20 protein-coding genes and 1 tRNA gene are annotated in these 24511 nt (G+C 58.6%); 8 read left to right on the top strand and 13 right to left on the bottom strand.

The annotated features are described in order from the left end of the window. Positions 1-19: 19 nt before the first annotated feature. From CZ322_RS04045 to CZ322_RS04035, 4 genes are all read right to left on the bottom strand, one after another. On the bottom strand, positions 20-757 hold the full coding sequence (locus tag CZ322_RS04045) for a phosphoglyceromutase (protein WP_016443345.1): 738 nt from the start codon (positions 755-757) through the stop codon (positions 20-22). A 164-nt stretch (positions 758-921) separates the two neighbouring features. Further along, on the bottom strand, positions 922-1074 hold the full coding sequence (locus CZ322_RS09985) for a hypothetical protein (RefSeq protein WP_154653577.1): 153 nt from the start codon (positions 1072-1074) through the stop codon (positions 922-924). 361 nt (positions 1075-1435) lie between these two features. Then, positions 1436-4354 carry a bifunctional acetaldehyde-CoA/alcohol dehydrogenase gene (adhE, locus tag CZ322_RS04040; protein WP_087070321.1) on the bottom strand — a complete coding sequence of 973 codons (2919 nt, stop codon included), beginning with the start codon at positions 4352-4354 and terminating at the stop codon, positions 1436-1438. Positions 4355-4842: 488 nt separating this feature from the next. Continuing rightward, a complete protein-coding gene (locus CZ322_RS04035) occupies positions 4843-5691 on the bottom strand; it encodes a hypothetical protein (RefSeq protein ID WP_101657643.1) in 849 nt (282 codons plus the stop codon). Positions 5692-5786: 95 nt separating this feature from the next. Here CZ322_RS04035 and CZ322_RS04030 point away from each other — a divergent pair, with 95 nt between their 5' ends. Beyond that, entirely contained in the window at positions 5787-6035 is a 249-nt protein-coding gene (locus CZ322_RS04030) for a ribbon-helix-helix domain-containing protein (RefSeq protein WP_087070319.1), read from the top strand. A 53-nt stretch (positions 6036-6088) separates the two neighbouring features. Here CZ322_RS04030 and CZ322_RS04025 read toward each other — a convergent pair whose 3' ends face one another. From CZ322_RS04025 to CZ322_RS04015, 3 genes are read right to left on the bottom strand one after another with little or no spacing between them, the layout of a single operon-like run. Continuing rightward, positions 6089-8281, bottom strand: a complete 2193-nt coding sequence (locus CZ322_RS04025) for an FtsX-like permease family protein (RefSeq protein ID WP_087070318.1) — start codon at positions 8279-8281, stop codon at positions 6089-6091. Positions 8282-8283: 2 nt separating this feature from the next. Further along, positions 8284-9093, bottom strand: coding sequence for an ABC transporter ATP-binding protein (locus tag CZ322_RS04020; protein ID WP_180948686.1), 810 nt, complete (start codon positions 9091-9093; stop codon positions 8284-8286). After that, the gene (locus CZ322_RS04015; RefSeq protein ID WP_087070317.1) at positions 9090-9611 is read right to left on the bottom strand and encodes a PadR family transcriptional regulator; all 522 of its coding nucleotides are present in this window, start codon (positions 9609-9611) and stop codon (positions 9090-9092) included. Before CZ322_RS04015 ends, CZ322_RS04020 begins: the two co-directional genes overlap by 4 nt. 451 nt (positions 9612-10062) lie before the next feature. On the opposite strand from CZ322_RS04015, the gene CZ322_RS04010 reads away from it, so the two are divergent. The 4 genes from CZ322_RS04010 to CZ322_RS03995 all read left to right on the top strand — a co-directional run bounded on the left by CZ322_RS04010 (position 10063) and on the right by CZ322_RS03995 (position 13545). Further along, positions 10063-11214, top strand: coding sequence for a trans-sulfuration enzyme family protein (locus CZ322_RS04010; RefSeq protein ID WP_087070316.1), 1152 nt, complete (start codon positions 10063-10065; stop codon positions 11212-11214). A gap of 123 nt (positions 11215-11337) precedes the next feature. Continuing rightward, entirely contained in the window at positions 11338-12117 is a 780-nt protein-coding gene (locus CZ322_RS04005; protein ID WP_087070315.1) for a transporter substrate-binding domain-containing protein, read from the top strand. 20 nt (positions 12118-12137) lie between these two features. Beyond that, positions 12138-12806, top strand: a complete 669-nt coding sequence (locus CZ322_RS04000) for an amino acid ABC transporter permease (RefSeq protein ID WP_026429043.1) — start codon at positions 12138-12140, stop codon at positions 12804-12806. Next, positions 12799-13545: an amino acid ABC transporter ATP-binding protein gene (locus CZ322_RS03995; RefSeq protein WP_087070314.1), complete on the top strand. Its 747-nt coding sequence runs from the start codon at positions 12799-12801 to the stop codon at positions 13543-13545. Before CZ322_RS04000 ends, CZ322_RS03995 begins: the two co-directional genes overlap by 8 nt. Positions 13546-13600: 55 nt before the next feature. Here CZ322_RS03995 and CZ322_RS03990 read toward each other — a convergent pair whose 3' ends face one another. Then, positions 13601-14509, bottom strand: coding sequence for a GIY-YIG nuclease family protein (locus tag CZ322_RS03990; RefSeq protein WP_159454985.1), 909 nt, complete (start codon positions 14507-14509; stop codon positions 13601-13603). Positions 14510-15631: 1122 nt separating this feature from the next. Here CZ322_RS03990 and CZ322_RS03985 point away from each other — a divergent pair. After that, the gene (locus tag CZ322_RS03985; protein WP_087070312.1) at positions 15632-15991 is read left to right on the top strand and encodes a hypothetical protein; all 360 of its coding nucleotides are present in this window, start codon (positions 15632-15634) and stop codon (positions 15989-15991) included. A 712-nt stretch (positions 15992-16703) separates the two neighbouring features. Continuing rightward, the gene (locus CZ322_RS03980; protein WP_087070311.1) at positions 16704-17984 is read left to right on the top strand and encodes an ATP-binding protein; all 1281 of its coding nucleotides are present in this window, start codon (positions 16704-16706) and stop codon (positions 17982-17984) included. Between the two features lie 597 nt (positions 17985-18581). Here CZ322_RS03980 and CZ322_RS03970 read toward each other — a convergent pair. The 5 genes from CZ322_RS03970 to CZ322_RS03950 all read right to left on the bottom strand — a co-directional run bounded on the left by CZ322_RS03970 (position 18582) and on the right by CZ322_RS03950 (position 23224). Then, a complete protein-coding gene (locus CZ322_RS03970; RefSeq protein ID WP_087070309.1) occupies positions 18582-19463 on the bottom strand; it encodes a hypothetical protein in 882 nt (293 codons plus the stop codon). 1 nt (position 19464) lies between these two features. Next, the gene (locus CZ322_RS03965; protein WP_087070308.1) at positions 19465-20361 is read right to left on the bottom strand and encodes an ABC transporter ATP-binding protein; all 897 of its coding nucleotides are present in this window, start codon (positions 20359-20361) and stop codon (positions 19465-19467) included. Positions 20362-20427: 66 nt separating this feature from the next. Beyond that, entirely contained in the window at positions 20428-20943 is a 516-nt protein-coding gene (locus tag CZ322_RS03960; RefSeq protein WP_087070307.1) for a ClbS/DfsB family four-helix bundle protein, read from the bottom strand. A 125-nt stretch (positions 20944-21068) separates the two neighbouring features. Continuing rightward, positions 21069-21144 (bottom strand) — tRNA-Thr (locus tag CZ322_RS03955). A 562-nt stretch (positions 21145-21706) separates the two neighbouring features. Next, positions 21707-23224 carry an alpha/beta hydrolase gene (locus CZ322_RS03950; protein WP_143231838.1) on the bottom strand — a complete coding sequence of 506 codons (1518 nt, stop codon included), beginning with the start codon at positions 23222-23224 and terminating at the stop codon, positions 21707-21709. 196 nt (positions 23225-23420) lie between these two features. Between CZ322_RS03950 and CZ322_RS03945 the strand changes: the two genes are divergently transcribed. Further along, on the top strand, positions 23421-24494 hold the full coding sequence (locus CZ322_RS03945; protein WP_087070305.1) for a 2,3-butanediol dehydrogenase: 1074 nt from the start codon (positions 23421-23423) through the stop codon (positions 24492-24494). Positions 24495-24511: the final 17 nt, after the last annotated feature.

Here is a 24511-nt window from a genome sequence, read left to right as displayed (position 1 = left end):
TACGTGCGCATGACGCGAATTACTTGCCCTGGTTGGCAACTTCCGCGATCTTCTTCTGCGCTTCGGGATCGAGGTAGGTGCCACCCTTCTTCACGGGCTTGAGGGTTTCCTCATCAAGCTCGTAGACCAGCGGAATGCCGGTGGGGATGTTCACGCCCACGATGTCATCATCGGAGATGTCATCAAGGTACTTGACGATGCCGCGCAGCGAATTGCCGTGCGCCGCGATCATGACGGTCTTGCCGGTCTTGATAGCGGGGACGATATCGGATTCCCAGTAGGGCAGCGCGCGCGCCAGCACATCCTTGAGGCATTCCGAGCGCGGGATCGGCTCACCGGCGTAGCGGGGATCCTGATCCTGCGACCATTCCGAACCGAGCTCAATGGCCGGCGGCGGAACATCGTAGGAGCGGCGCCACTGCATGAACTGCTCTTCGCCGTATTCGTCGCGGATTTCCTTCTTGTTCTTGCCCTGCAGCGCACCGTAGTGGCGTTCGTTGAGGTGCCAGGAACGCTGCACCGGAATCCAGTGGCGATCGCATTCATCCAGGGCAATATTCGCCGTGGTGATCGCGCGCCGGAGCAGCGAAGTAAAGAGGAGGTCGGGGAGGATGTTGTTCTCCTTGAGGAGCTTGCCGCCGTGAGCGGCTTCCGCGCGCCCCTTTTCCGAGAGCGGCACATCAACCCAACCGGTGAACAGGTTCTTTGCGTTCCAATCGCTCTCACCGTGGCGGAGCAATACCAGTGTGTAGGTCATATTGTTATTCTTTCATGTCGCGGCGCGGGTTACCACGCCCTTTGCCTAGAACTTAAAGGGGAACGACGACGCCGTGCGCCCGCGCCCGGCATCACTGCCGGCCGCGTGCGCAGGGCTGGGCCACCAGCGGTTTAGCAGCCGATTGACAGCTGCGAAACGGCCACTTAGCAGCCCGGCGCGTTCGATTCCACCGAGCAGGATCCGGGGCCCGAGGAGCTCGGGTCGGAACTGGGGTTATCCGAAGGGGACGAGGAACACGAGGCCAGGGCCAGGGAGCACAGCAGTGCGCCCGCCACAGTCAGTAGTTTCTTCTTCACCTTACCCACTCTACCGATGGAAGCTCGCCACGGGCGAGCCTTGAGGCCTAGCGCGGCGGGCGCCGGACTGCGTGTCCCCGGCGCCCGCCACCTGCCAGGCTGGCTCTGCCGGCTTAGTTCGCCGCGCCTTCAGCTGCGCCGTCGTTCTTCTTTTCCGCCTTGGCGCCCTTCCCGGAAGCCTTTGCGGAAGCGGGCGAGGCGCCCTCGAGCTGGGTATCGACGAGCTCTTCGGCGGCCGGATCATCCTGATCGGCTTCGGCGTGCNTGGAAGCTCGCCACGGGCGAGCCTTGAGGCCTAGCGCGGCGGGCGCCGGACTGCGTGTCCCCGGCGCCCGCCACCTGCCAGGCTGGCTCTGCCGGCTTAGTTCGCCGCGCCTTCAGCTGCGCCGTCGTTCTTCTTTTCCGCCTTGGCGCCCTTCCCGGAAGCCTTTGCGGAAGCGGGCGAGGCGCCCTCGAGCTGGGTATCGACGAGCTCTTCGGCGGCCGGATCATCCTGATCGGCTTCGGCGTGCTCGAGGCTGGCCTTGGCCTTGTGATCGTAGATCTCCACCTGGGCGTTCGTGGCCGATTGCGAGGCCGAGGGCCGCGAGGAGTCACCCTTGCGTGCCTTCGCCGCGCGGCGGCGGGCCGCCTCACCGGTGCCGAGGTCAGCGAGCACATCCACGCCGCGCGAGGCGGTGTAGCCCACTTCGCCTTCGAAGGCGTCCACGATGAGGGTGCGCAGCTCGGAGACGAGCGGGGCCTTCGGGTTGGCCGGGGTGCACTGGTCTTCCAGGGCGCGGTCGGCCAGCCAGTCGAGCTTGGGCTCGAGCGCTTCCCAGGTCACCCCGTTGGCCTTGAGGCTCATCTCGATACCGAGATCCTCGGCGAGCTTAGTGACCTCGTCGATGAGGGATTGCACGCCCTCTTCGGTGGTCGAGGCCGGGAAGCCCATGTACCGCGCGAATTCCGCGAGGTCTTCGTCGGCGCGGTAGTGCTCGTAGGCCGGGAAGATGGAGTGCTTGTAGGGCTTGGTGGCGTTGTAGCGAATAACATGCGGCAGGAAGATCGCGTTGGTGCGACCGTGCGCAATATCGAATTCACCGCCAACCTTGTGCGAGAGCGAGTGCACAATGCCCAGGAACGCGTTCGCGAAGGCCATACCGGCCATAGCCGAAGCGTTGTGGACCTTTTCCTTCGCTTCCATATCGCCATCCAGCACGGACTTGCGCAGGTTGGCGAAGATGAGCTGGGCGGCGCGAATGGACAGGCCGCGGGTGTAATCGCTGGCCATCGTGGACACGTACGATTCAATCGCGTGCGTGAGCGCGTCCATACCGGAATCGGCGGCGGTGCGCGCGGGCACCGAATCCACGTACTGCGCATCCACAATCGCCACATTCGGGGTAATCGCGTAATCGGCGAAGGGGTACTTGACGTGGGTTTCGGCGTCGGTAATCACCGCGAAAGGCGTACATTCCGAACCGGTACCCGAGGTGGTCGGGATGGCCACGAACTGCGCCTTGCGCCCCAGCTTCGGGAAGCGGTAGGTGCGCTTGCGAATATCCATGAACTTCTGCTTCATGCCGAAGTACGAGGATTCGGGATGTTCGTAGAAGAGCCACATGGCCTTCGCGGCGTCCATGGGGGAACCGCCGCCCAGGGCGATAATGCAATCGGGCTGGAATTCTTCCATGAGTTTCGCCCCGCGGAACACCGTGGTCGAGGAAGGGTTGGGTTCCACGTCCTGGAAGATGTTCCAGGCGACGTCGTCCCGGCGGGCCTTGAGGTGATCGATAATAACGTCCACGTAGCCGTTCATGACCATGCCCGGGTCGGTGACGATGAAGACACGCGAGATCGCGGGCATCTTCTGCAGGTACTGCGTGGAGTACCGCTCGAAGTACGTCTTCGGCGGAACCTTGAACCACTGCATATTGTTACGCCTTTCCGCAATTCGCTTGATATTAATGAGGTCGACGGCGCTGACGTTATGCGAGACGGAATTCCGCCCGTAGGAACCGCACCCGAGCGTCATGGAGGGGATGAGGCCGTTGTAAACGTCGCCGATGCCACCCAGCGCGGAAGGAGCGTTGACGATAATGCGGCAGGCCTTCATACGCAGGCCGTATTCGCGCGCCACGTCCTTATCTTCCGTGTGGATCACCGCGGTGTGGCCCAGGCCGCCGAAACGCAGCAGCTTTTCGGCCACGTCGAAGCCTTCGGCATCGCCTTCCACGGTGGTGTAGCCGAGCACCGGGCACAACTTCTCACGCGAGAAGGGTTCTTCGGGGCCCAGGCCCTCCAGCTCAACAAGGAGGATCTTCGTTCCGGTGGGAACGTCAATGCCCGCACCTTCGGCGATGCGGTCCGCGTTCATACCCACAACGTCGGCGCTGATGGTGCCATCCGCCTTGACCATGAACTTAGCAAGCTTCTTCTTTTCCTCCGGGGTGACAATATGGCAGCCCATGCGCTCGAATTCGGCGAGCAGTTCTTCGCGGATCGAGGCATCGATCACGAGGGACTGTTCGGAAGCGCAGATCATGCCGTTATCGAAAGTCTTCGAGAGGATGAGGTCATTAACGGTGCGCTTGATCTTGGCGGTCTTGTGCACGTACACCGGGGCATTGCCCGGACCCACGCCCAGGGCCGGCTTGCCGGTGGAGTAGGCGGAGGCCACCATGCCCGCTCCCCCGGTGGCGAGGGCCAGGGAGATGGAATCGTGGTTGAGCAGGGTCTTCGTGGCTTCCAGGGAGGGAGTTTCGATCCACTGGATGCAGTGTTCGGGGGCGCCGGCGGCAATCGCGGCGTCCAGCATGACCTGCGCGGCCAGCGCCGAAGACTTTTGCGCACTGGGATGGAACGCAAAAATAATCGGGTTGCGGGTCATAATCGAGATGATGCACTTGAACATCGTGGTGGACGTCGGGTTGGTCACCGGGGTCACTCCGGCGATCACGCCCACGGGCTCGGCAATTTCGATAATGCCCTTTTGCTTATCCTGGCGAATAATTCCCACGGTGCGGTCATACTTGATGGAGTTCCAGATGTATTCCGTGGCGAAAAGATTCTTGATGCACTTATCTTCGTAGAGGCCGCGGCCAGTTTCTTCAATGGCGGCCTTGGCGAGCACCATGTGCTGATCAACCCCGGCAAGGGCCATCGCGTGCACAATCGCATTAATCTTTTCTTGATCGAAGGCATCGAATTCTTCGAGGGCGGATATTGCCTGCGATGCCAAGCGATCGATCATGTCACCAACGTCGGTGCGGTCACCAATTTGCTGAGTGGTAGCCATAGTTCGCTTTCTCCCGATGGATCCGCGCCTGTGTCACCTTCGGCATATAGCGTTGCCCCGCGCTGCGGGAGGCCCGCCGTGCGGGAGAACGCCGGCTCTTGACGAACCACGCGCGTTTCCGTGCGAGCCGTGATGCCGGTTGCCGGCTCCATCGTCGCTCGCGCCTTTACCTTAGCGAATGAAAGATGCTTGCGTTGTAGCGCAGCTCGCACCGGGCGCGCCGCGGAATGAGCGCGGGGAAAGTCGGGACTTTCTGCCCGTTACCTGCGGTTTTACGCGCGGAAAACGCACTGAAAAGCCCTGAAAACTCCTCAGAAAATCGCGGCTCGCGCGCGCGGTGCGACGCAAAAAGTAAAAGTCAGACAACTTTGCGGGACTGATGTCCTCTTCTTCGCCGCCCGCAAAGTTATTTTTTTCACGACGGCGCTAGCCGGGCGCGGGGTGCTTCGGCGGGTGATGTGAAGCTTCGCGGGGCTCCACTCATACCCTTAGTCGTCCAACTCCTCCTCGTAATCCTCCCGGACCGCGCCGGTAGAGCCTGTAAGAAGAACACCGCCATCGACAATAGAACCGGGTTGCGGTGCCGGCTCAATATCAATGGGGAGAGCCAGCTTGATGGGGAAGCCGCAATCAGCGTCGATGCTGTACCACTTTTTACCTGTACGGCTATTCGTGACAATCTCAACGTTCTCACACACTGCCGTGAAGAGGGCACTGGGACTGGCTTCATCGGGCTCACACTCGCCCTCGTATAGGTCGAAAAGATCTGGACTCATGATGAGTTTCGGACCGAAAGTGAAGCTGTCGTCACCGATGGATTCCTTAGCTTTCTCCCACTCTTCAAGGGTCGGAAATACCTCGAGGGCCACCCCAATAGCGGCTAAGTGATAGTTAGTGTAGTGAGCCAGATCGCCGGTGCTGTAGGCATAGCGAACGGAATGGTGGATGGGATACATGTGGGGGTCATCCACACACACGAGCACGCGCGTGAGGAGCCACTTATCCGCATCTTCCTCGTTGAAGTCCGGATCATCGAAGATCCCTGGATCGTCGAAGAAAGCCGGATCGTATACATCTACGAGCGCAAGCCCCGGCGCCAACTGGAAAGCACTCACCACGTGCCCAGCGGAACCGAGAAGCGCCATTGTTTCAGCGAAGAAACCATCCGCAGTTTTAAAGAATCCCACGCATACGCCCGAGGGGTCATCGTGAATAACAAGGAATTCGTAGTAGGGATCACCGGCCAACATTTTCATGGTGCTCAGATCCAAGCACTTCTTCAGCTCGGTAGTATCTGCCGGAAAACCCACTACCTCTAATGCACTCATTGGTTCCATGCGCTTATTTTTTCATGGAATATCTATGCAAACAATGGCATGTCGCAGTCCGCGAGCGCATAGCCAGGTAACGCTTTTTGTAATACGATAATTCTATGGATGAAACGATCAAGGGAATACCGGTTACCGAAGAACAAATACAGGCATGGGCCGCCGAAGCGGAAGCCGGCTACGATGTCGAGACTCTTACCAAACGGGGGCGGGGGCGCCCCGGGCGAGGCACCGTTCCCAGCCAGGTGGTTGCCGTCCGTTTCACGCCAGAGGAAATTAAAGCCATTGATGCTCGCGCTCGGGAGCTCAATGTTACACGCTCCGAACTGATTCGCGAAGCCGTCTTAGCATGACAATTTCACTTCATGCCTCAGCCCCTACAACCCCGTCGCGCTACTCCTGATCGCTACTCCTGGGCGTTATTGGCCGGCTCGCTGACCCGGCGCAGCGCGGGCACCAGCGCCAGGACCGCGAGCAGGGAAAGCACCAGCGCGGCCAGCAAAGCCACCAGCAGCACAGGAGAGAAAGAGGCATCCAGGGAAACAGAACGCATCTCCATGAGCAGCCAGCCCGCCCCGAAACCGGCCGCCGTTGTGATCGTGGCGATGACCGCCAGCGGCAGCACCGACTCCACCACGAGCATGGCGGCCAGCTGGCGCACCTGCATGCCGCTCAGGCGCAGAGTCAGCAAAGAGCGGCGTCGTTCCAATAACCCCGCGTACGTCGAGACCAGCAGCGACACAATCGCCACCGCAAAGGTCAGCGCAATTCCGGCGTAGACCAGGTACGTCATCGTCTCCACGGTCTTATCCACCGCCACCGCGATACCGCGCCCACCGGCGAACACAAACACGCCGCCTGGCTCGGTGAGCTGCGCATTCATGAGGACCGTGCGCACGGCCTCAATATCGCCCGGCTCGCGCAGCTCCAGCAGCACCGCGCGCGCCTCCCCGGAAATATACGCGTTGTAACTTCCCTGCACGGTTTCGGCTAATTGCATGGCATCAGGAGCTTCGACGACGGCGCCCGGCGCATCCGCCAGATCCCAGAAATTCACGCCGATCACGCCACTGCCCTGGCACGTGAGCCCCACAGCGCGAGCGGCACTCTCGCAGGGAAGCACCACCCAGGACCGCGCGAGATAAGGCACCGTGAGGGCCCTCGCCCCCGGAACATTCGCCGGAATCGCCCGGGCCGCGGCCTCGGCCTGCTCCGGGCTGAGGTTCGCGAGCACCGCGGTGGTGCTCGGCATCTTCTCCGCCACGGTCGGCACCTGCGCGCCCAGGAAATCCACTTCAGAAACCGTAGTAATAAAGAAGGTACCGGCGAAAAGCGCGAGGATCACCCCGGAAACCGAGCGGGCAATCCGCCCCGAATGCGCCCGCACGTATTTTTGGCCAATAATCATGGGCGCCCGCCGCGCCCAGCGCGCACTCAGACCGGCCAGCACGTAGATCAACCAGCGCGCCGCCACCACCAGGCCGAGCATCATGATAACCAGCGCAATCAGGAAAAGATTTTGTTCGGTGCCGGTGGCGTTATCCGGCTCGCTGGTGACATACAGATAGCCAAAGATCGCGCAGGCCAGCGCGATACCGGCGAAACTGATCGGAGAGGGGCGGGTGAGAGTGCGGCGGCGTCGTACCACCCCCAGAGGCGTGGCATCGATGCGCCGCAGCCCCCACAGATTCGCTCCCACCACCATCGCAATAATCGCGAGCGCGGCAAGCGCGTAAGCCAGCGGCGTGACCGCGAGGGACTCGGCCCAGTAACGCCCGCGCGCCAGTGGAATCTCCGCGAGAAGCGGCCGCGCCACCGTGAAAAGCGCCGCGCCCAGCACGTACCCGGCCGCCGCTCCCACCAGGGCCTCAAGAATAAGAATCCCGCGCACCTGCCGCCGGGTAGCCCCCACCAGGCGCAAGGTGGCGTAGCGCTGTTCGCGCTGAGCACTGCCGAGCGCCGCCGAAATGGAAATAAGGAAAAGCACCGGGAACAGCAGCACCACCAGCCCGATGAGCAGCAGAATGAAATTCGGGTCGCTTCCGCTGGAGCCGGCCGGCTCGAAGGACGCAAGGCTGCGGGCATCTTCCACTTCGCTCAGATCGGTGCCCACCACGGCGAGGAGGTCGTCCGGGCCGTTGGTGAGCTCTTGCGGCAGCGTGCCCCGATCCACGCGCCCGAAGCGGTGGGCGACCGCCGGATTCGCGCTGGTCTCCAGCAGGGTTCGGGCACCGCGCGAGAGCAGATATTCGCCGCGGCCCGGCCAGGTAATGCCGTGCAGCTGCGCCGGATCGCTCACCCCGGCCGCGTCCACATACACAACCTCGACCTGCGCCCCACCGATCACCGCAAGGTCATCGATACCGGGGCGATACATTTTTATGTGCGACGACGCCGCAGCTGCGGGCAGATCCGAAGCATAAGGTGCATCGTGCAGCGTGTCCTCCCAGGATTCGGCGGTGCGATCCAGGGTGGCGTGGGTGAAAGCCGCGAAGGCGAGCAGGAGGACGGTTCCGAAGGCGACCGCGCCGGTGATGAGGGCGAGGCGGCCTTTGGTGCGGCTGAGGGATTGGCGTACCACGATCCAGGCCATATGCATGGTTATGCCTCCAGGATTCCGTCGCGGACGATGATCTCGCGGTCCGCGTAGGCGGCGATGGTCGGTTCGTGGGTGACGAGCACCACGGTCATGGCGTGTTCGCGGGCCAGTTGGACCAGGCCGCTCATGACGTATTCGGAGTTGAGGGAATCGAGGGAGCCGGTGGGTTCGTCGGCGAAAAGGATGCTGGGGTGGGGGCTCAGCGCGCGGGCGATGGCGATGCGCTGGGCTTCCCCGCCGGACATTTCGCCAGGTAGGGCCTTCGCGTGGTCCGCCAGGCCGACGCGTTCGAGCCAGCGGTAGGCGGTGGCGTAGGCGGCGCGTTTCTTGGTGCCGCCCAGGAGAAGCGGCACCGCGATATTATCCAGGGCGGTGAGCTCCGGGACGAGCTGGCTGAATTGGAAAACGAAGCCGAAATCCTCGCGGCGCAGCCGGGTGCGGTCGTTATCGGAAAGCGCGGTGAGCTCGCGGGGATGGGTTGCGGCCGCGGCATCCGGGGCGCCGGACTGGCTCGCGAGCTGGCGTGCGGTCGCGGCATCCGGAGCGCTGCGCCGGTCCGCCGGGGCCGGGCCGAAGTACGTGACCGTGCCGCTATCGGGAAGTTCGATGCCGGCCAGCGCGTGGAGCAGGGTCGATTTGCCCGATCCGGAGGGCCCCATAATGGCCAGGACTTCCCCGCGACGAATATCCACGCTGACGCCGCGCAAGGCCACGGTTTTGCCGTAGCTTTTCGCGAGGTCGCGGGCGGAAAGGATGATATCGCTCGCGGCTGGTGCGCCCGTGCCGATGCTAGTCATAGCGGTATTGCTCATAGCTCCTCCTTGAGCTGGTCGAGGCGCGAGGAAGTCAATTGGATCCACCGCAGATCGGCCTCGATATGGAAAATGGCGCTGTCGAGAAGAAGTTTTTCGGCCAGCGGGGCATTCTGTTTGCGGGTGGTGAGTTCGCGCATGCGCTGCTGGTGGGTGGCGCGCTGCGCTTTGAGGTAGCCGGAGGCATCTCCGGTGACGAGGAGCGAAAGAATCGTTTTGAAATAGAGGTCTTCTTGGAGGGCTAGCGCCGGAACTTCCGGAGTGGCCAGCCATTCACGCAAGGAGCGCTCCCCGGTGGTGGTGAGGGCGTAGCGCGTGCGGCTCGGGCCACCCGAACTTTCATGATCACCCACCTGCGCGACTTTGGCATCGCGGGCCAGCCGCGCCAGGGTGGCATACACCTGGCCGGCCAAAATCGGCTTATCGCCCGCGAAGTAGCGGTCGTAGAGCTTTTTCAACTCGTAGCCGTAATTCGGTTCGCGGGTAAGCAAACCGAGGAATGCGTACTGAACTTCCATTCCGATACCAACTATTCACTCAGTAACTAGTTCTACTAGTCACCGAGTGTATAGCGGCGGGCGCGGGGTGTGCAAGGAGTGCGGGAGCCGTAGCGAAAAGTAAGTGCACCGGGCGGGTTGCGATGATAGCTACACGAGCACGCGGGGCGGCAGGCGCGGCGCCGTCGTTACTACCGCAGGTCAAGGAGGCAAAAACCACAAACGATTTTCCCACTCAGTTTGCGTCTCACGGATTTTGCCATTACTCTTTCAACCATGGCTTTCAACACCGCTGCATTCGTATCCGCCTCCATGGCTCTGGGTACCTGCATGTGTATGTGCATGCGAATGTGCATGTGCCACTAAATTCACTTAGCGCATTTTCGTCGCCGCATCGCCCGTAGTGGGCACAATTCCCTCATTTTTCGGATAGCAATATCCGCAATTTCACGCACCCAAAAATGGATTAACTATGCCTAAAAACCTATCTTTTGCCACCCGAGTTGTTAACGATTACTCCGCATCGCGCCCGGATGACCAGTACCGTGCGGTCATCCCGCCTATTTATTTGGCCTCCACGTTCGAGCAGCCCACCGACGGCTCGGCCGGCGCGTACGGGTATCAGCGCAGCTCCAACCCGACCCGCGGCTCTGTTGAATCCGCGGTCGCGTACGTGGAAGGCGCCGAGCACGCCCTGGCTTTCGCCACCGGAATGGCCGCAACCGCAACGGTATTTTCCTCCCTGACCACAGGCGACCGGGTTTTACTCACGTCCTCGGTGTACGGAGGTACGTTCCTCTTTGTTGATGAATTTTTCGCCCACCGCGGGATAACCGCCGAGTTCGTCGATGACTTCAACGAATTGACCGAGATTCCCGAGGATACCGCGCTGGTATTTCTGGAATCGCCCACGAATCCCACCCTGCGGGTGACCGATATTTCGCATGTCGTGGCTTTGGCGAAAAAAGTTAATGCCAAGGTGGTTGTGGATAATACGTTCTCAACCGCATACCTGCAAAAGCCTCTGGAACTGGGCGCAGACGCCGTGGTGTACTCGGGCACAAAGTATTTCGGTGGGCACTCGGACGTTTTAGCGGGATTCATATTAACGAACGACGACGCCTGGTACGCCAGCCTGAAAATCGCCTCCAAGGCACTGGGCAATCCCCTCTCCCCCTTCGATTCTTATTCGATTCTGCGCGGGTTGAAAACACTTGTTATCAGGCTCGACCGGCAGCAAGAAAACGCCGCAATCCTGCGGGACTACCTAGAGAATCACCCGGCAGTTTCGCGGGTATTGGCTCCGGGCTGGTATTCCCCCAAAGAAAAGGAGATTCACGCGCGCCAATCCCGCGGCGACGGCGCGCTCTTCGCCTTTGAGCTCGCTGAAGGTATCGACTTCCATGCCTTCGCGAAGAATTTGAAGCTTATGCGCTTCGCGGTTTCCCTGGGCTCCGTGGAAACTCTCATCTGCCACCCGGCAAGCATGATCCACGAAAACCTCACCCCGGAAGAACGCGAAAAGGCGGGTATCTCCGATCGCCTGCTCCGCTTATCCGTTGGCACTGAGGATGCTCACGATCTCAAGGCCGACCTAGAAAATGCCCTGTCCGCTATCGATTAAAGGAACCGTCGATTATCTGAACCCTCGATTGAGGGAAGCATCAAGTACCCGACCCATCGATCAAAGGGAACCATTAGGTACCCAAACTATTAATCACCCCAACCATCAATTAAGGGAACCACAATGAAGAAAATATTTAAGGTGCTGGCCGCCGGCCTTGCCGCTGCGACCGTACTGAGCGGTTGCGGAGCTAAGAAAGACGCGCTCGCCCAGGTAGAAGAATCCGGAAAACTCAAAGTGGGTATCGAGGGCACCTTCGTGCCCTACGGCTACCACGACGAGTCGGGCAAACTGGTGGGCTTTGAGGTGGAAATCGCCAAGCTCATCGCCCAAGACCTCGGCGTTGAACCCGAATTCGTTGAGACAAAATGGGATTCGCTCATTGCCGGTCTTGATACGGGCAAATATGACATCGTCATCAATAACATTAACCCGACTGAAGAGCGCCGGCAGAAATACGATTTCACCAACCCTTACGCCATTTCTCGTTCCGAGATTCTAGTGAAAAAGGGCGCCGGTATTACCAAGCTGGAGGATCTGAAAGGCAAGAAGTGCGCCCAGACTCCCTCGTCCGACTACGGCCAGACTGCCGCCGCGGCCGGTGCCGAGATCGTGCCCACCCAAGGTTTTTCGGAATCAACCCAGCTGGTCATTAACGGCCAGGCTGACTGCACGGTGAACGACGTGGTGACGGTTTCTGACTTCCTGAAGAAGACGACCGCTACCGATCTGGACGGCATCAAAGTTCCCGGCGGCGAGCCGGTCCAGATTTCGGTCATGCTGGCCAAGGGCTCCGATCCCCTCAAGGACAAACTGAACGAATCGATTGCTAAGGGCCTCAGCAATGGCTCGTACGCACAGATTTTCGAAAAGTACATCGGCGAAGATATTTCGCCTAACTAAGCCCATATAAAAGGTACGTCATGAATACGATCACGCTATGGCTCGAGTCATTTCCGCAACTCTTAGAGGCCACGTTAAAAGTTACGATTCCGCTTTCGCTCATTTCTTTCGCGATTGCGCTCGTGTTGGGCATCATTACCGCCCAGCTTCGGCTATCGAAGAGTCGAATAGCTCGGGCCATAGCGTGGTTCTACGTGTGGATTTTCCGCGGTACCCCGCTCCTCGTGCAACTATTTATCGTCTTTTTCGGGCTTCCCAAAGTTGGCATCACGCTATCGGCCTGGCTCGCCGCGATCATCACTTTTTCGCTCAATACCGGCGCGTATATTTCCGAGGGAATCCGCGGGGCGCAACTCTCCATTCCTTCCGGCCAGTGGGAGGCCGCATCCACCTTACGGCTCACGCATTGGCAAACACTGCGGCACGTTATTGGCCCGCAGATCTGGCGGATCGCGCTGCCCTCTATCAGTAACGAGTTCGTGAACCTGGTGAAATCAACCTCGCTGGCATCCGTTATCACTATTTCCGATGTTTTCCAGATCGGCCAGCAGATCACCGCGCGCGTCTATGAGCCCCTGGTACTTTACGTTGAAGTTGCGGCGATTTACCTCGCTATCTGCACGCTACTGACCTGGCTGCAGGCATACCTGGAAAAGAAAACCTCCAAGCACGTGGTGAAAAATGATTGAGATTAAAGACCTAGCTAAAACATTCGGCACTGATATCCACGCCTTAGCGGGCGTCACCGCGAGCTTTTCTCCCGGCAAGACCACCGTGATCGTGGGGCCATCCGGTTCCGGTAAATCCACGCTGCTGCGCACGCTGAACCTGCTGGAGATCCCCAATTCCGGGAGTATCCGGGTTGAGGATTTCTCGCTCACCTTCCCCGCGCAGGTCACGCGAGCAGATAAAGAAAAAATCCGTTCGCACTCCGCCATGGTCTTCCAGGGTTTTCACCTGTTCCCGCATCTGACCGTCCGCGAGAATGTTGAACTTGCGCCACGACTGCACGGAAAAGACCAGAAAGCCGCGCGTGCCGACAGTGAATTATTACTTGAGCGAGTTGGACTCAGCGCGAAAACAGATGCGTATCCTGCCGAACTTTCCGGCGGCCAGGCCCAACGCGCGGCAATCGCCCGGGCGCTTGCCATGCGCCCGAAGTATCTTTTGTGCGACGAACCAACTTCAGCGCTGGATCCGGAGCTCGCGGCTGAGGTGTCCAAGGTTCTTTCCGAACTGGCCCGCCAGGGTCAGGGCTTGATTGTGGTGAGCCACGATATGAATTTCACCAGGCGCGTGGCCGACCAGGTGGTTTTCTTGGACGCTGGACACATCCAGTACGAGGGCGCCCCGGAAGATTTCTTCACATCCGCGAACGAACGCATCGTGAAGTTCTTATCGGTGTACGACCCGTCAGAGAATTTGTAGGAGCGCGGCAGGCGCGGCGTCGTCGTACTACTATGGCGCGCACCCGCGCGCGTTCCTAGGCGTTATCCGCCTCCCATTCGCCGAAGGTGCGGCCGTCATCCGCGAGCCATTCGCGCCGGCCGTTCGAGGAGCGCCCCAGGATCACCGCGGCCGCGGTGGAAGGCGAGCCGAAAGCAATATCGCGGGTGAGAACCGCGGCGCCGTCGGAAATTTTTATGGAACCATCGTCGACGAGCTTGTGATGCAGCGCGGCGTAGCTGGTGTAGGAACGGAGCGTCGATTCGGAAGCGCCCCGCAGCTGCCATTCGGCGACGACGCGCGAACCTTTGAGAACGAAATATTCGCCATCCACCAGCTGCATCGTGGCATCCACCCCTTTATTGGCCTGGCGGAGGTGGAATAGCGCGGACGTGGACGCGGGCGTTTCGGGAGCGGGAGCAGCGGGAATCGTGGAACGCGAACGCAGCACATTCACGCCGAGAATCGGGAGAATGACCTTGACGTTATCCAGGAATGATTCCGCCGAGGCCTGCTGCCCCTCCGAAAGCTTGCGCAGCCGCGGGACCTGCTTGTTATCGGGCATGGAGCAGCGCTCGGCGGCCTGCGCGATATCCACGAGGCGCGACTCGAGGTAGCCCCAATGCCCTTCGTTGAAAGATTTTTGCATGCTGCCGATAATGACGACCCGGTTCCACTGCGGTTTGCGCTGGTCGTGGGTGCGCAGGCGCTCGCTGAAATTTTCAGTTTTGCCGATGTAGCACCAAGTGTTGTCGATGGCGTCCGGATCCGTGCCGAGGAGGAGGTAGACGCCGTTGCCGTGGGCGTCCTCGCGGCGCAGCAGTTCCGATAACTGGTCGCGGCGTGCGGATACGACGACGCCCGTCCAGTCGGCGATGCTTGCCGTCATGATCCCGCCGGGCGTGCCATCCACCAAGAACAGCTCAATCGCTTTGCCGCGTGCCATGCCACCAGTGCCTTTCCGGGGTTCCATCTGGGGATTTCCTAGACGTAACTGCGTTCGGCGCCTAGGTTCCCCCGATGTGCCAATGCTCCTCTCAGATTCTATGTGAAAGTGCAGCAGCCGCGACTGGGCACGACTATCGCCACGCAATTAGTCACGCAACTAATAACGCAGCCTTCGCAAGCTTATGCTTCCCGCGCTGATGAGGACGCCAGCGAGAACCGCAAGGGGCAGGGTAACTGCACCGGTATGGGCCAAGCTCGTGCTGGGGCCACTGGTGTTGCGCGGGTGATTCCGGGTGGGCGAGGCCGTTGGGTCTGTTGAGTCTGTTGGGGTAGCACTCGGGGCTGTAGCCGTTGGCGAATCGGTTGGTGTCGCGGTTACCGGAACGGTCGGCGTAACAGTTGGTATTGCGCTTGGACGCTCGGACGGTGTTACCGTCGGCGCGGAGGTCTGCGTCGGCGGGGCAGGTGTGACCGTCGGGCAGCTCGGGGTAGGAGTTGGCACAGGCTTGCGCGGTGTTGGTTCTACCGTCGGCCGTGGTTCCGGGGACTCCGTTTCATTCGGATCAGGTGTTTCCGTCTTGTCTGGATCAGGCGTTTCACCACCCGCGGGTGTAAAACTACCTGGCGACGGCGGCACTTCCGGAGCTGGCAATGTCGGCGTAAGACTCGGTGAGGGAATTAGTAGAGGCGGGGGCGCAGTGCCCACACCCGGCGTTGGGACCGGATCGGGAGTGGGTTCCTCTTCTTCATCATCCTTGGGTTCGGAAGGCTCGGGTTTGTCAACAGGTTCCGGAGGGCACATTTCATTGGCACTCAGCACCTTCGAGGCGATCACGTCTTCCGTATCTTGAGTCCGCGCAACTAACGATACTTTAGTTCCCGCAGTCAAGTTATCGGCTAGGAGGTTGGTGTCGAGATCCTCAAAGGTTGTCGATTCGCCGAAGTAGTTATCGTCAATTTTGAGCCGGTACGTAGGGACACGGTTTTCTACGGTTGGAGCGGTAAGTCCAATCTGTCGCCATTCGCCCCAGCGCGTCTCGCGCGCGAAGTACGTTATCGTGACCGGCTGGGCAGCTTCGGCATCGCTCGTTAGGTCAAGTTCACCGTCACAATTAAAGTAATGTGGTATGCCCAGAGAAACTTTGGGATTGCCCTCCTCATCTCTGACGGCTGGTTTCGGGGACCACTGACAGTTATAGGTGTCGTTGACGCGCAACTTCAGAAAGGGTGCCACGAAGCTAGGCTTGCCATGCTCACCCGCAAGAGTGACCTTAACGGAGAGCTTGAGACGGTACTTCCTATTCGTTTCCGCAACACTAAGCCTGGTTGCACCATTATCGCAATGCGACGCGATACTGAATTGCGCAGTTTTATCAATGAACCCCGTGCCATTTTCCAGCTGTTCATCAATCCCCACGCCGAGGGCCGCTGGAGTGGACACACTCAAAGAGAGGAAGGCGACGGCAACTCCCGCGAGTGATCGGAGCCAGGCATTCGTCATTCATTCACCCCAATTCCAGGACAAATAATGGTTCATTCATATCTCCGGTATTGTTCCGCGCCTCGCAGTGGGTGGCAGTATGGAACTCGTGAGACTTCCACACATCCGACGAGCAGTGACGACACGGACATAACACCTAAATCGTTTTACATGTTAACACGCAAACATACTTAGTTTTGGGACTAAATATAGTGATGTAAGGGCGATATATTTCCAATATGTTTATATTTGAGTCGTACCCAATCTCTTGACTATTCGGCACGTCACTATAGCATTGCAATTGGCTTAGAACGCTCTCCCACCTGGGCAAACGCACCCATTCGCCAACACTCCTAGCAAGCCCCGCGATTCGCTGCCACATAGTAAAAAGCGGCAAATATTTCGATGTGACGAATTTACCACCGGCGATGAGAACCCAAGAATAATGCGGCCTAATGAAACTGAATGAAAACTGTAGGCATGGTCGGAAGCGTCAGTAAGGAGTCTGATAGGCACCTTGGAGTGCACACCATGTGGCAGCTTCCAGAGGCTATCTAAGCGGCATAAGTGACGTATGCGGCGGTCCAACTTGCACAACAGAAATGGGCCAACTTGCACAATAAAAACGGTCCAACTTGCACAATAAAAACGGTCCAACTTGCACAACGGACGTGTTAACATGTGATAACGATAGTGAAAGGAGGGTATCCACATGGGCGATTCTTCAACCCTTCCAGCCTATTTACCTCGGGTAGCCGACAGCCTGCTGGCGCGAAAACTCAAAGTAGCTGGAGCTGTACATATTCAAGGCCCGAAGTGGTGCGGCAAAACGGCTACCGCACAACAGGCAGCAGCGAGCGCTATCTACTTGCAAGATCCGGATCGTTCCGCTGATTACCTTCAGCTCGCTTTCTCAAAACCCTCTCTCCTTCTGGAAGGTGAACGCCCGCGCCTGATTGATGAATGGCAGATGGCTCCGCAGCTCTGGGATGCGGTGCGCTACGCCATCGATAGGGAGCATGGCCGCGGCAGATTTATTTTGACGGGTTCGTCGACGCCGCGCCAATCTGAGATGCCAAGCCACTCGGGCGTTGGCAGATTCGCGCGGATCACTATGCGCACCATGTCCCTGTGGGAAACTCAGGAATCAAGTGGCGCAGTTTCCCTTACCGAGCTTTTTGATGGCCAGCACGATATTGGTGCTTTAGTCAATTTCGATATTGAGCGAATTGCTTTCGCAATTTGCCGGGGTGGTTGGCCCGAAGCCGTCACCGAAAAAGATGAGGGCACCGCCCTCGATATGGCGAAGGAGTATATCCAGCTTCTCTTGGATACCGATATTGCGCAGATCGACGGAATTAACAGAAACCGCACCTGGGCGCAGGCAATTTTGCGTTCCTACGCCCGTAATATTTCTTCTCAGGCGACGCTTGCTACCATCGCGCAGGATATGCAGGGAGAACCGCCCGCGCGCAATACCGTTTCTGATTATGTGGATGCTTTGAACAGAGCCTTTGTATTCGAAGATTTGCCCGCATGGAATCCGCGCCTGCGCTCGAAAACGGCAGTCCGCACCAGTCCTACGCGCCATTTCTGCGATCCATCGTTGGCCGCCGTTATGCTCAACGCCACCCCGAAGCGACTTTTGAACGATTGGGAAACTTTCGGGCTTCTTTTTGAATCGCTGTGCGTGCATGATCTGCGGGTTTATGTTGATGCCTTGGGCGGCCAGGTCTACCACTATCGCGATAAAACAGGTTTAGAAGCCGATGCCGTCCTGGTCTTAGATGATGGGCGCTGGGCCTTGGTCGAAGTGAAATTGGGAGAACAATCAATCGACCAAGCCGCTGACCATCTCAAGAAGCTCGCACAACGGATCAATACCTCCCACGAGGGTGAACCCGCATTCTTGCTTGTGGCCACCGGCACTCAAGTGGCTTATCAACGTGACGACGGCGTGCTGGTCGCGCCCTCGGCGGCGCTCAAGCCCTAATTGGAACTTGCCCTCGCTCAGCGTTGAGACACAGCGGTAGAGTTCGCAACGATACGGAGGTGAGATGTGAACGAGCGTAACTGCGGGCATCGGTCGTCATCCCCACCGAGAATCACGCCCCTCGTCAAGTGTTTAGCGCTCATAGGTTGTTCTCAGCTCGTTGCCGTCGGGTTGTTTTACTGCGTAGCGGAAACGAATGCGGCTACTGCTTCTTTTGCATCAGTGTTGGAAATGAGCTTCCTGACGATATTGGCCAGCTTCTTCCTCAGGAACGGTGTCATCACTGCTCTGGTAGTAGCTTGCATGTTACTCATGCTCATATCTCTCGCCCTCATTGGAGTACTTGTGCGTAAGCCCGGAATGTCCCTCTTCGCTACGCTGTCCAGCATCACTCTAGGCTTGTTGCTATATTTCCCAACCGCAGGTGGCGCACTGTTTCCACACGCACTTGAGATGTCGCCAATATCTTTTGGGCTACTTCTGCTTTTCGGGGTTCCTCTCGCAGTGGTCATCTGCGGGCGGCTGATTCATAAACAATGCTCACACACAAACCATTAGACATTCTCTCGGCGCCGGCTCGGGAGTAGGAGTTGATTGCTAGGCTACGTCCCTTCTGCACAGAAGAGAGATACCCACAGACGCACAAACCAGCAGCCAGCAAATTATGAAAATGAAAGCGACTAAGCCTGAATGCAGCGTGTTAACCCCGGGCGAAGATAGGAGGCTAAGCAATTCAGTTCTGTCCAACGCTGCCGGAAGTGAACCAATATTCCCAGTCAAGGTAAACCCGTGCAAGACTTTGAAGAAGCCAGAAGAGCCGGACAACATTCCAATGCCAAGCGTTTCAATGCCGAAGGTCCAGCCAAGGCCGAGCATCACAGCACCCAATATCGACCTGGTCAGATACCCGAATAGAGACCCCAAGACTGCATATGAGAAGAGCCCGAGAGCCGTGGCGCCAAGACCCAACATCGTTCCGCCGAAATCAAAGTCGAACCCCGCACCTTGAATAGCGGTGAAAATAGTGGAGCAAATAGCCGCTGCAATAAAAGAACACAAGGCCATAATCAAGGAGACGACCGCCATGGTGACCAATCGGCTGACTCCAAGCCACCAGCGTTTGGGGATTCTTACCAAAAGGACACCCAAGGTCCTTGACTCGTAGTCACTGCAGACCAGGATGGCTCCCACTGTGACGCCAACCGGGATGGCATAAAGAGGGACAGAAGCTGTAACGTATTCACCCAGCACCGACAACTCGAGGCCTGCCCGTAGAGCTTCAGCAGCTTCGGGCCCGATTGCATCGGTCGCAGTGTGGTAGACGATGTACGGAATTACATAAGCAAAAATCACGATCTGGAGAACCCAGATGAGCACAGCTATCCGAATCGCCGGCCTAAGGGTCGCCGCTTTCACATCTGTGCGAACGATCTGCCATAAATCTGTTGACGAGCTTTTCTGGACACTAACAGTACTCATTTCACTGCTCTTTCTGAGTCATCGACAGATAGGCGGCCTCTAGGGAGTCTCGTCTTTTGACGGACCTGACCTCGATATCCTCCTTGACTAGGACCTTGACCAGATCGGATGCATTCACATCCTCCGGCAGATAGGCAAGGAGGCTTGACCCCTCGGCCTTGACCTTGACGCCCATGGCCTCCAATAGCCGTGCAGCCTTAGCTGGGTCTCCCACTTGCAGCTCTAATGGAGCCTTACCGTTGAACTGTTGACGAAGCTGCTCTGGTGTACCGTTAGCCACAAGTTTGCCAGATTCCAGGACGGTGACAGTGTCGCAAACTTGCTCAATTTCTCCTAGCAGATGGCTGGAAAGCAAGATTGTGGTTCCGGACTCCCGAAGGGCCCTCATCAAATCTCTCGTTTCCGCAATCGCCTGCGGGTCCAGGCCATTGACCGGCTCATCAAGAATTAGCAACTCGGGCTTGCCTAGAAGGGCAATGGCTATTCCGAGGCGCTGCTTCATGCCGAGAGAGTATCCTGAGGCCTTATCTTCAGCTCGATTGGCCAATCCAACAAGATCGAGGATACGCTCACATTCAGCAGTGTCCACACCGAAATATCCGGCGAATAGGGCCAAATTTTGCCTTCCACTAAGGTGCTTATAGAAGGCAGGCATTTCAATCAACCCACCCACCTTGTGGGCCATCTGCCCGGCAGGCCGTCCGAATACATTAACGGTGCCGGATGTGGGTCGAATCAGATTAAATAGGCACTTCATCAACGTAGTTTTACCGGCCCCATTCCTACCCACTAGCCCATGAATGGCACCCTTTTCTACAGAGAAATTGAGGCCATCAAGCGCCACCATTCCTGTCCGGTAGGTCTTACTCAGACCATGACAGTCAACAACCTTTTCCATTGGCTCTCCTATAGCTTCGAACCAGTTTGTCTTCAGGAGCGGTACCGAAATCACTGTACTTATCAGCTAGCAGGTAACCAGTTTTTTCCACTTGCGAATCTTGGTTCGGAAGGTGGTAAACGGGGCGACCGTGTTGATATGCACCCACTTCCACACCGGCCACGCCGATGGCGTGGAAGATGCCCACGCCCGCTGCCCAGACTCAAACAACTCCGCTTCAGTCAGGCCACCCACCATCTTGACCACTTCACCAAGCAAGTTCCCGAACTGGTCAATCAACTCTTCAGCAGGTTCTTGTTCCCAACGCTGGTAGAACGACTCATACAAGCCACCCAGCTGGTTCCACTTAAAACCAGGGGCCGGAGTCACCACATCTTTGCCCGCTTGCTCGTCACGTTCCCAGCTGAGCAATAGTTCTATCCAGCCCACCTGGTAGGCGATCATCTGCCGGGGCGTGCGATCAACACCATCAACCAGCCGATCCCAGCCATCATCGGGCACGTCTGCGAACTCGCCGAGAAATAGACTGCCGCGTTTAGCGATCTCTACCTGCAGCTCAGTGCCAGATTCATATGATCTCACCGCACACCTCCTTGCGAAGCAGCGTTAGTTTCATGCTCCGCTAGAGCATTATACCATGAACCTATGCCCGATTACGAGAAATACGACACCCGCTAACGCGGACTTATTAAATCCGACGTGGAAGTTGGAGCCACCTGAGAGAATCGAACTCTCGACCTATTCATTACGAGTGAATCGCTCTGCCGACTGAGCTAAGGTGGCACGCTACCCGCAGCTAGCCGCGTATGCGGCCAGTTCACAAGGCAACAGATGCATACTACCCGGCCGGTGCGCGGGCACGCAAACCCCGGAGCCGTGAGCTAGCGAACGTTGCGGGCGGGGCAAGGCGACCGGGCGGCAGGCGCGGCGTCGTCGTAAAAAGAAAGGAAAGAAAAGTGTTGCTCCCCGGGGCGAGAGTCACATGAACTCGCCTCGGGGAGCAACATGGGGATTACAACATCCCCAGATGAGCACACCGACCACCACAACCGGCGGCTCAGGCCTATAAAGTTTTTGACAATCAGCCCTGCTTGAAAGCCCATTCAAGAATGGCCGCGTCAGCACATACAAGCATAACGCCCCGGCGCTAAGGGAGCAAAGAATTGCGTTCCCTATTTATGTGTACAACTTCACTACGGGACCGTAACTTCGTGAAATTTGCAGCAATTCCATGCCGACCTGGGACGATAGGCCGATATTAAGCACACGCCCCGGCCCGCTCAGCCCGGCGTTCACCGCACCTCGCCCACCTCGGCCGCTCGCCACGAAGCGCCCGCTCACCACGCTAACGCGCCGGGCAATTAAGGTTCTCCGGGACGGCTCCGGTGAGGTAAAACTGGCGAATCGGATCATCGATGCACCGGCCCGCGGTCCCGAAAGCGGTATGCCCATCACCTTCCCAGGTCACCAGCACGCCAGATTCTAAATCCTCAGCGAGGGACTTCGCCCAAGCCTGCGGGGTAGCCGGGTCGTACTTGGTGCCGATCACGATGATGGGCGCCGCGCCGGCCGCGCGGAAGGGCCCCGGATTCTCCTTCGCCTGGGTGGGCCACACCTGGCACAGATCCGAACCCGCGTAAGCATCCCCGAGCAGCGGGCCACCCTTGGTAGCCCGCGAGGCTTCCTCCAGTTCCGCATCCGTGGCGGGCCGGTAATCCGCACAATTAATAGCCCAATTCGCTTCCGTGGAATTATCCAGGAAATGCCCGTCGCTCGGATCGCGGCTCTGCCCGGTCAGGGCGATGAGCTGGAGAACCGTCCCCTTATTTTGCTTATCGACCTCCGAAATCCCCTCCATGAGCACCGGCCACAGCATCTTGCTGTAGAACGGAATAGTGAAAGCCGATAGCGCCTGCGCGCCGGTAAGCGGCATATTCGGATTCCCGGTGGCGATGGGGGTGGCGGTGGCGGCGTCGATAATACCGCGCATATGCGCGATGCCCTCATCCACGTTCCCCTTCAACGGGCAGCGCGAACCCTGTTCCTGCTGGCACCATTCCACGAAACGGCGCGCGGATTCTTCGAAACCACGCGTTTGATCGGTGGCGAGACGGGCCGTGCCCAGGGTGGTGTCGACGGCGCCGTCGAGCACCATACGCCCCACGTGAGCAGGGAAAAGATCCGCGTACTGCGCGCCCAGGAACGTGCCGTACGAATAGCCCAGGTAGTTGAGCGAGCGATCCCCCACCAGGTGACGCAGCACATCGAGATCCTGCGCCGCCGAACGGGTATCAACGTACTTGAGATACTCGCCGTTTTTCTCCTTGCAGCGTTCGGCCACCCGCCGCGCATCCGCGGCCTCCTTCGCGCCCGCCTCCGGATCGGAATCCGGGTAGGTGGTATCTACGAGCTGCTGCAATTCCGCATCCGTGAAACAGGTTATCGGGGTGGATTCGCCCACCCCGCGCGGGTCAAAACCAATGACATTATATTTTTCGACAACATCCTTGCCCAGAGAAATCGAGGCCGTGGGGAGCAACTCAAGACCCGAACCACCCGGGCCACCAGGATTAATAAAAATAGAGCCGACGGCGCTGCCACTCGCCTCTTGTTTCCGCATCGATAATTCGATGGTCGCCCCTTCCGGGTCCTCATAATTCATGGGAACCTGGACGCGAGCGCATTGATCTTTGCCGCAAGAAGTCCATTCCACCCGCTGCTCATAGAACCGGGCGAGCTGCGCCGGATATTCGGGCAACCCGCCGGTGGAGGTATTGCCGGTGCCGCCACGCACCAGGGCATTATTGGCACACCCGGAGACTAAAAACAGCACGGCGCCGAGAGCAGCAAGAGTTCTTTTCACGTGTCTAGCGTACGGGAGCAAGCTGGTAATAGGCAGGAGGCCGCCATAATTTCGCTAGCCGTGCAATTACTGCATTTTCGCGTCTCGGGCATTGCGCGGGCGGTCACCCTCTGACAGACTGAATGTGACGCTCACTACACATATTGAGAATGTCGCGTCCACGCCCCAACCTGCGTGCCCACGTAAAGGAGGAAGAATGAAGGCTATTCGCTACTACGGCAAGGAAGACGTCCGGCTTGAGGATATTCCTGAACCTGAACTCCGGCCGGGAACCGTGAAGATTTCCCTGGCGTACAACGGTATTTGTGGCTCTGATCTGCACCTGTACTTCGATGGAGTCATGCCACCGGCTCCCTCGGCTGATGAACCCCACCCCATTTCCGGAGAAACTCTTCCGGTGGTTTTCGGCCACGAATTCTCGGGAACGGTGGATGAAGTCGGCGAAGGCGTCACCAAGGTCAAGGCCGGTGACCGTGTTGCCGTGGAACCCTTTATGGTGTGCGGGGAATGCCCGGCCTGTAAGAAGGGCATGTACAACCTCTGCGAAAAGATGGGATTCATTGGAATCTCCGGGCGCGGTGGTGGCCTAGCCGAAAAGATCGTGGTGGAGGAACGCTGGGTTCATAACGTTGGCGATATTCCGCTCGATCAGGCCGCTCTTATCGAGCCGCTTTCCGTTGGCCATCACGCGGTCGCGCATGCCGGCGCCGCTTTCGGCAAGGCCGAAGGCAAGGTCGCCGTGGTGGGCGGGGCCGGTCCGATTGGGCTGCTCACCGCCGCGGTCCTCAAGGCTTACGGCGTGAAAACCATCGTGTCCGAACCTTCCGAAATTCGCCGTAACAAGCTCAAGGAAGTGGGGGTTGCCGATCTGATCGTCAACCCGGCGGAAGAGGATCTGCTGGAGAAGGTGAAGGAATTTACCGACGGCGTGCTCGCGGACTTCGCTTTCGATTGCGCCGGGATTTCCGCGGTGGCCGATCAGCTTCTCAGCGTGCTCACCACCGGCGGGCACCTCGAAGTGGTGGCGCTCCACGTCCATCCCTTCGAGCTGGATCTTATGGGTGCCATTATGATGCCCGAACGCTCCATCAGCGCGTGCATTGGTTACTGCAATGATCACGAACCGTCCATCAAGCTGGTGCAGGAAGGCAAGGTCAATCTGGAGCCGCTCATCACCTCGAAGATCACCGCTGATCGCATCGTCGAGGATGGCTACAAGCGCCTGCAGGGCAACCCGGGCGAAGTGAAGATCCTTGTTTCGATGAAGTAGCTCGATGAAGTAAGGAG

Origin of the sequence: Actinotignum timonense (assembly GCF_900155575.1) — a bacterium.
Classification (GTDB): Bacteria; Actinomycetota; Actinomycetes; order Actinomycetales; family Actinomycetaceae; genus Actinotignum; species Actinotignum timonense.
This window is presented reverse-complemented; position numbering and strand designations above follow the sequence as displayed.

Excerpts from the sequence above, each read along its gene's own strand:
- CZ322_RS04045 (WP_016443345.1), bottom strand. The coding sequence starts at position 757 with ATGACCTACACACTGGTATTGCTCCGCCACGGTGAGAGCGATTGGAAC.
- adhE (WP_087070321.1), bottom strand. The coding sequence starts at position 4,354 with ATGGCTACCACTCAGCAAATTGGTGACCGCACCGACGTTGGTGACATG.
- CZ322_RS04035 (WP_101657643.1), bottom strand. The coding sequence starts at position 5,691 with ATGGAACCAATGAGTGCATTAGAGGTAGTGGGTTTTCCGGCAGATACT.
- CZ322_RS04030 (WP_087070319.1), top strand. The coding sequence starts at position 5,787 with ATGGATGAAACGATCAAGGGAATACCGGTTACCGAAGAACAAATACAG.
- CZ322_RS04025 (WP_087070318.1), bottom strand. The coding sequence starts at position 8,281 with ATGCATATGGCCTGGATCGTGGTACGCCAATCCCTCAGCCGCACCAAA.
- CZ322_RS04020 (WP_180948686.1), bottom strand. The coding sequence starts at position 9,093 with ATGAGCAATACCGCTATGACTAGCATCGGCACGGGCGCACCAGCCGCG.
- CZ322_RS04015 (WP_087070317.1), bottom strand. The coding sequence starts at position 9,611 with ATGGAAGTTCAGTACGCATTCCTCGGTTTGCTTACCCGCGAACCGAAT.
- CZ322_RS04010 (WP_087070316.1), top strand. The coding sequence starts at position 10,063 with ATGCCTAAAAACCTATCTTTTGCCACCCGAGTTGTTAACGATTACTCC.
- CZ322_RS04005 (WP_087070315.1), top strand. The coding sequence starts at position 11,338 with ATGAAGAAAATATTTAAGGTGCTGGCCGCCGGCCTTGCCGCTGCGACC.
- CZ322_RS04000 (WP_026429043.1), top strand. The coding sequence starts at position 12,138 with ATGAATACGATCACGCTATGGCTCGAGTCATTTCCGCAACTCTTAGAG.
- CZ322_RS03995 (WP_087070314.1), top strand. The coding sequence starts at position 12,799 with ATGATTGAGATTAAAGACCTAGCTAAAACATTCGGCACTGATATCCAC.
- CZ322_RS03990 (WP_159454985.1), bottom strand. The coding sequence starts at position 14,509 with ATGGCACGCGGCAAAGCGATTGAGCTGTTCTTGGTGGATGGCACGCCC.
- CZ322_RS03985 (WP_087070312.1), top strand. The coding sequence starts at position 15,632 with ATGTGGTATGCCCAGAGAAACTTTGGGATTGCCCTCCTCATCTCTGAC.
- CZ322_RS03980 (WP_087070311.1), top strand. The coding sequence starts at position 16,704 with ATGGGCGATTCTTCAACCCTTCCAGCCTATTTACCTCGGGTAGCCGAC.
- CZ322_RS03970 (WP_087070309.1), bottom strand. The coding sequence starts at position 19,463 with ATGAGTACTGTTAGTGTCCAGAAAAGCTCGTCAACAGATTTATGGCAG.
- CZ322_RS03965 (WP_087070308.1), bottom strand. The coding sequence starts at position 20,361 with ATGGAAAAGGTTGTTGACTGTCATGGTCTGAGTAAGACCTACCGGACA.
- CZ322_RS03945 (WP_087070305.1), top strand. The coding sequence starts at position 23,421 with ATGAAGGCTATTCGCTACTACGGCAAGGAAGACGTCCGGCTTGAGGAT.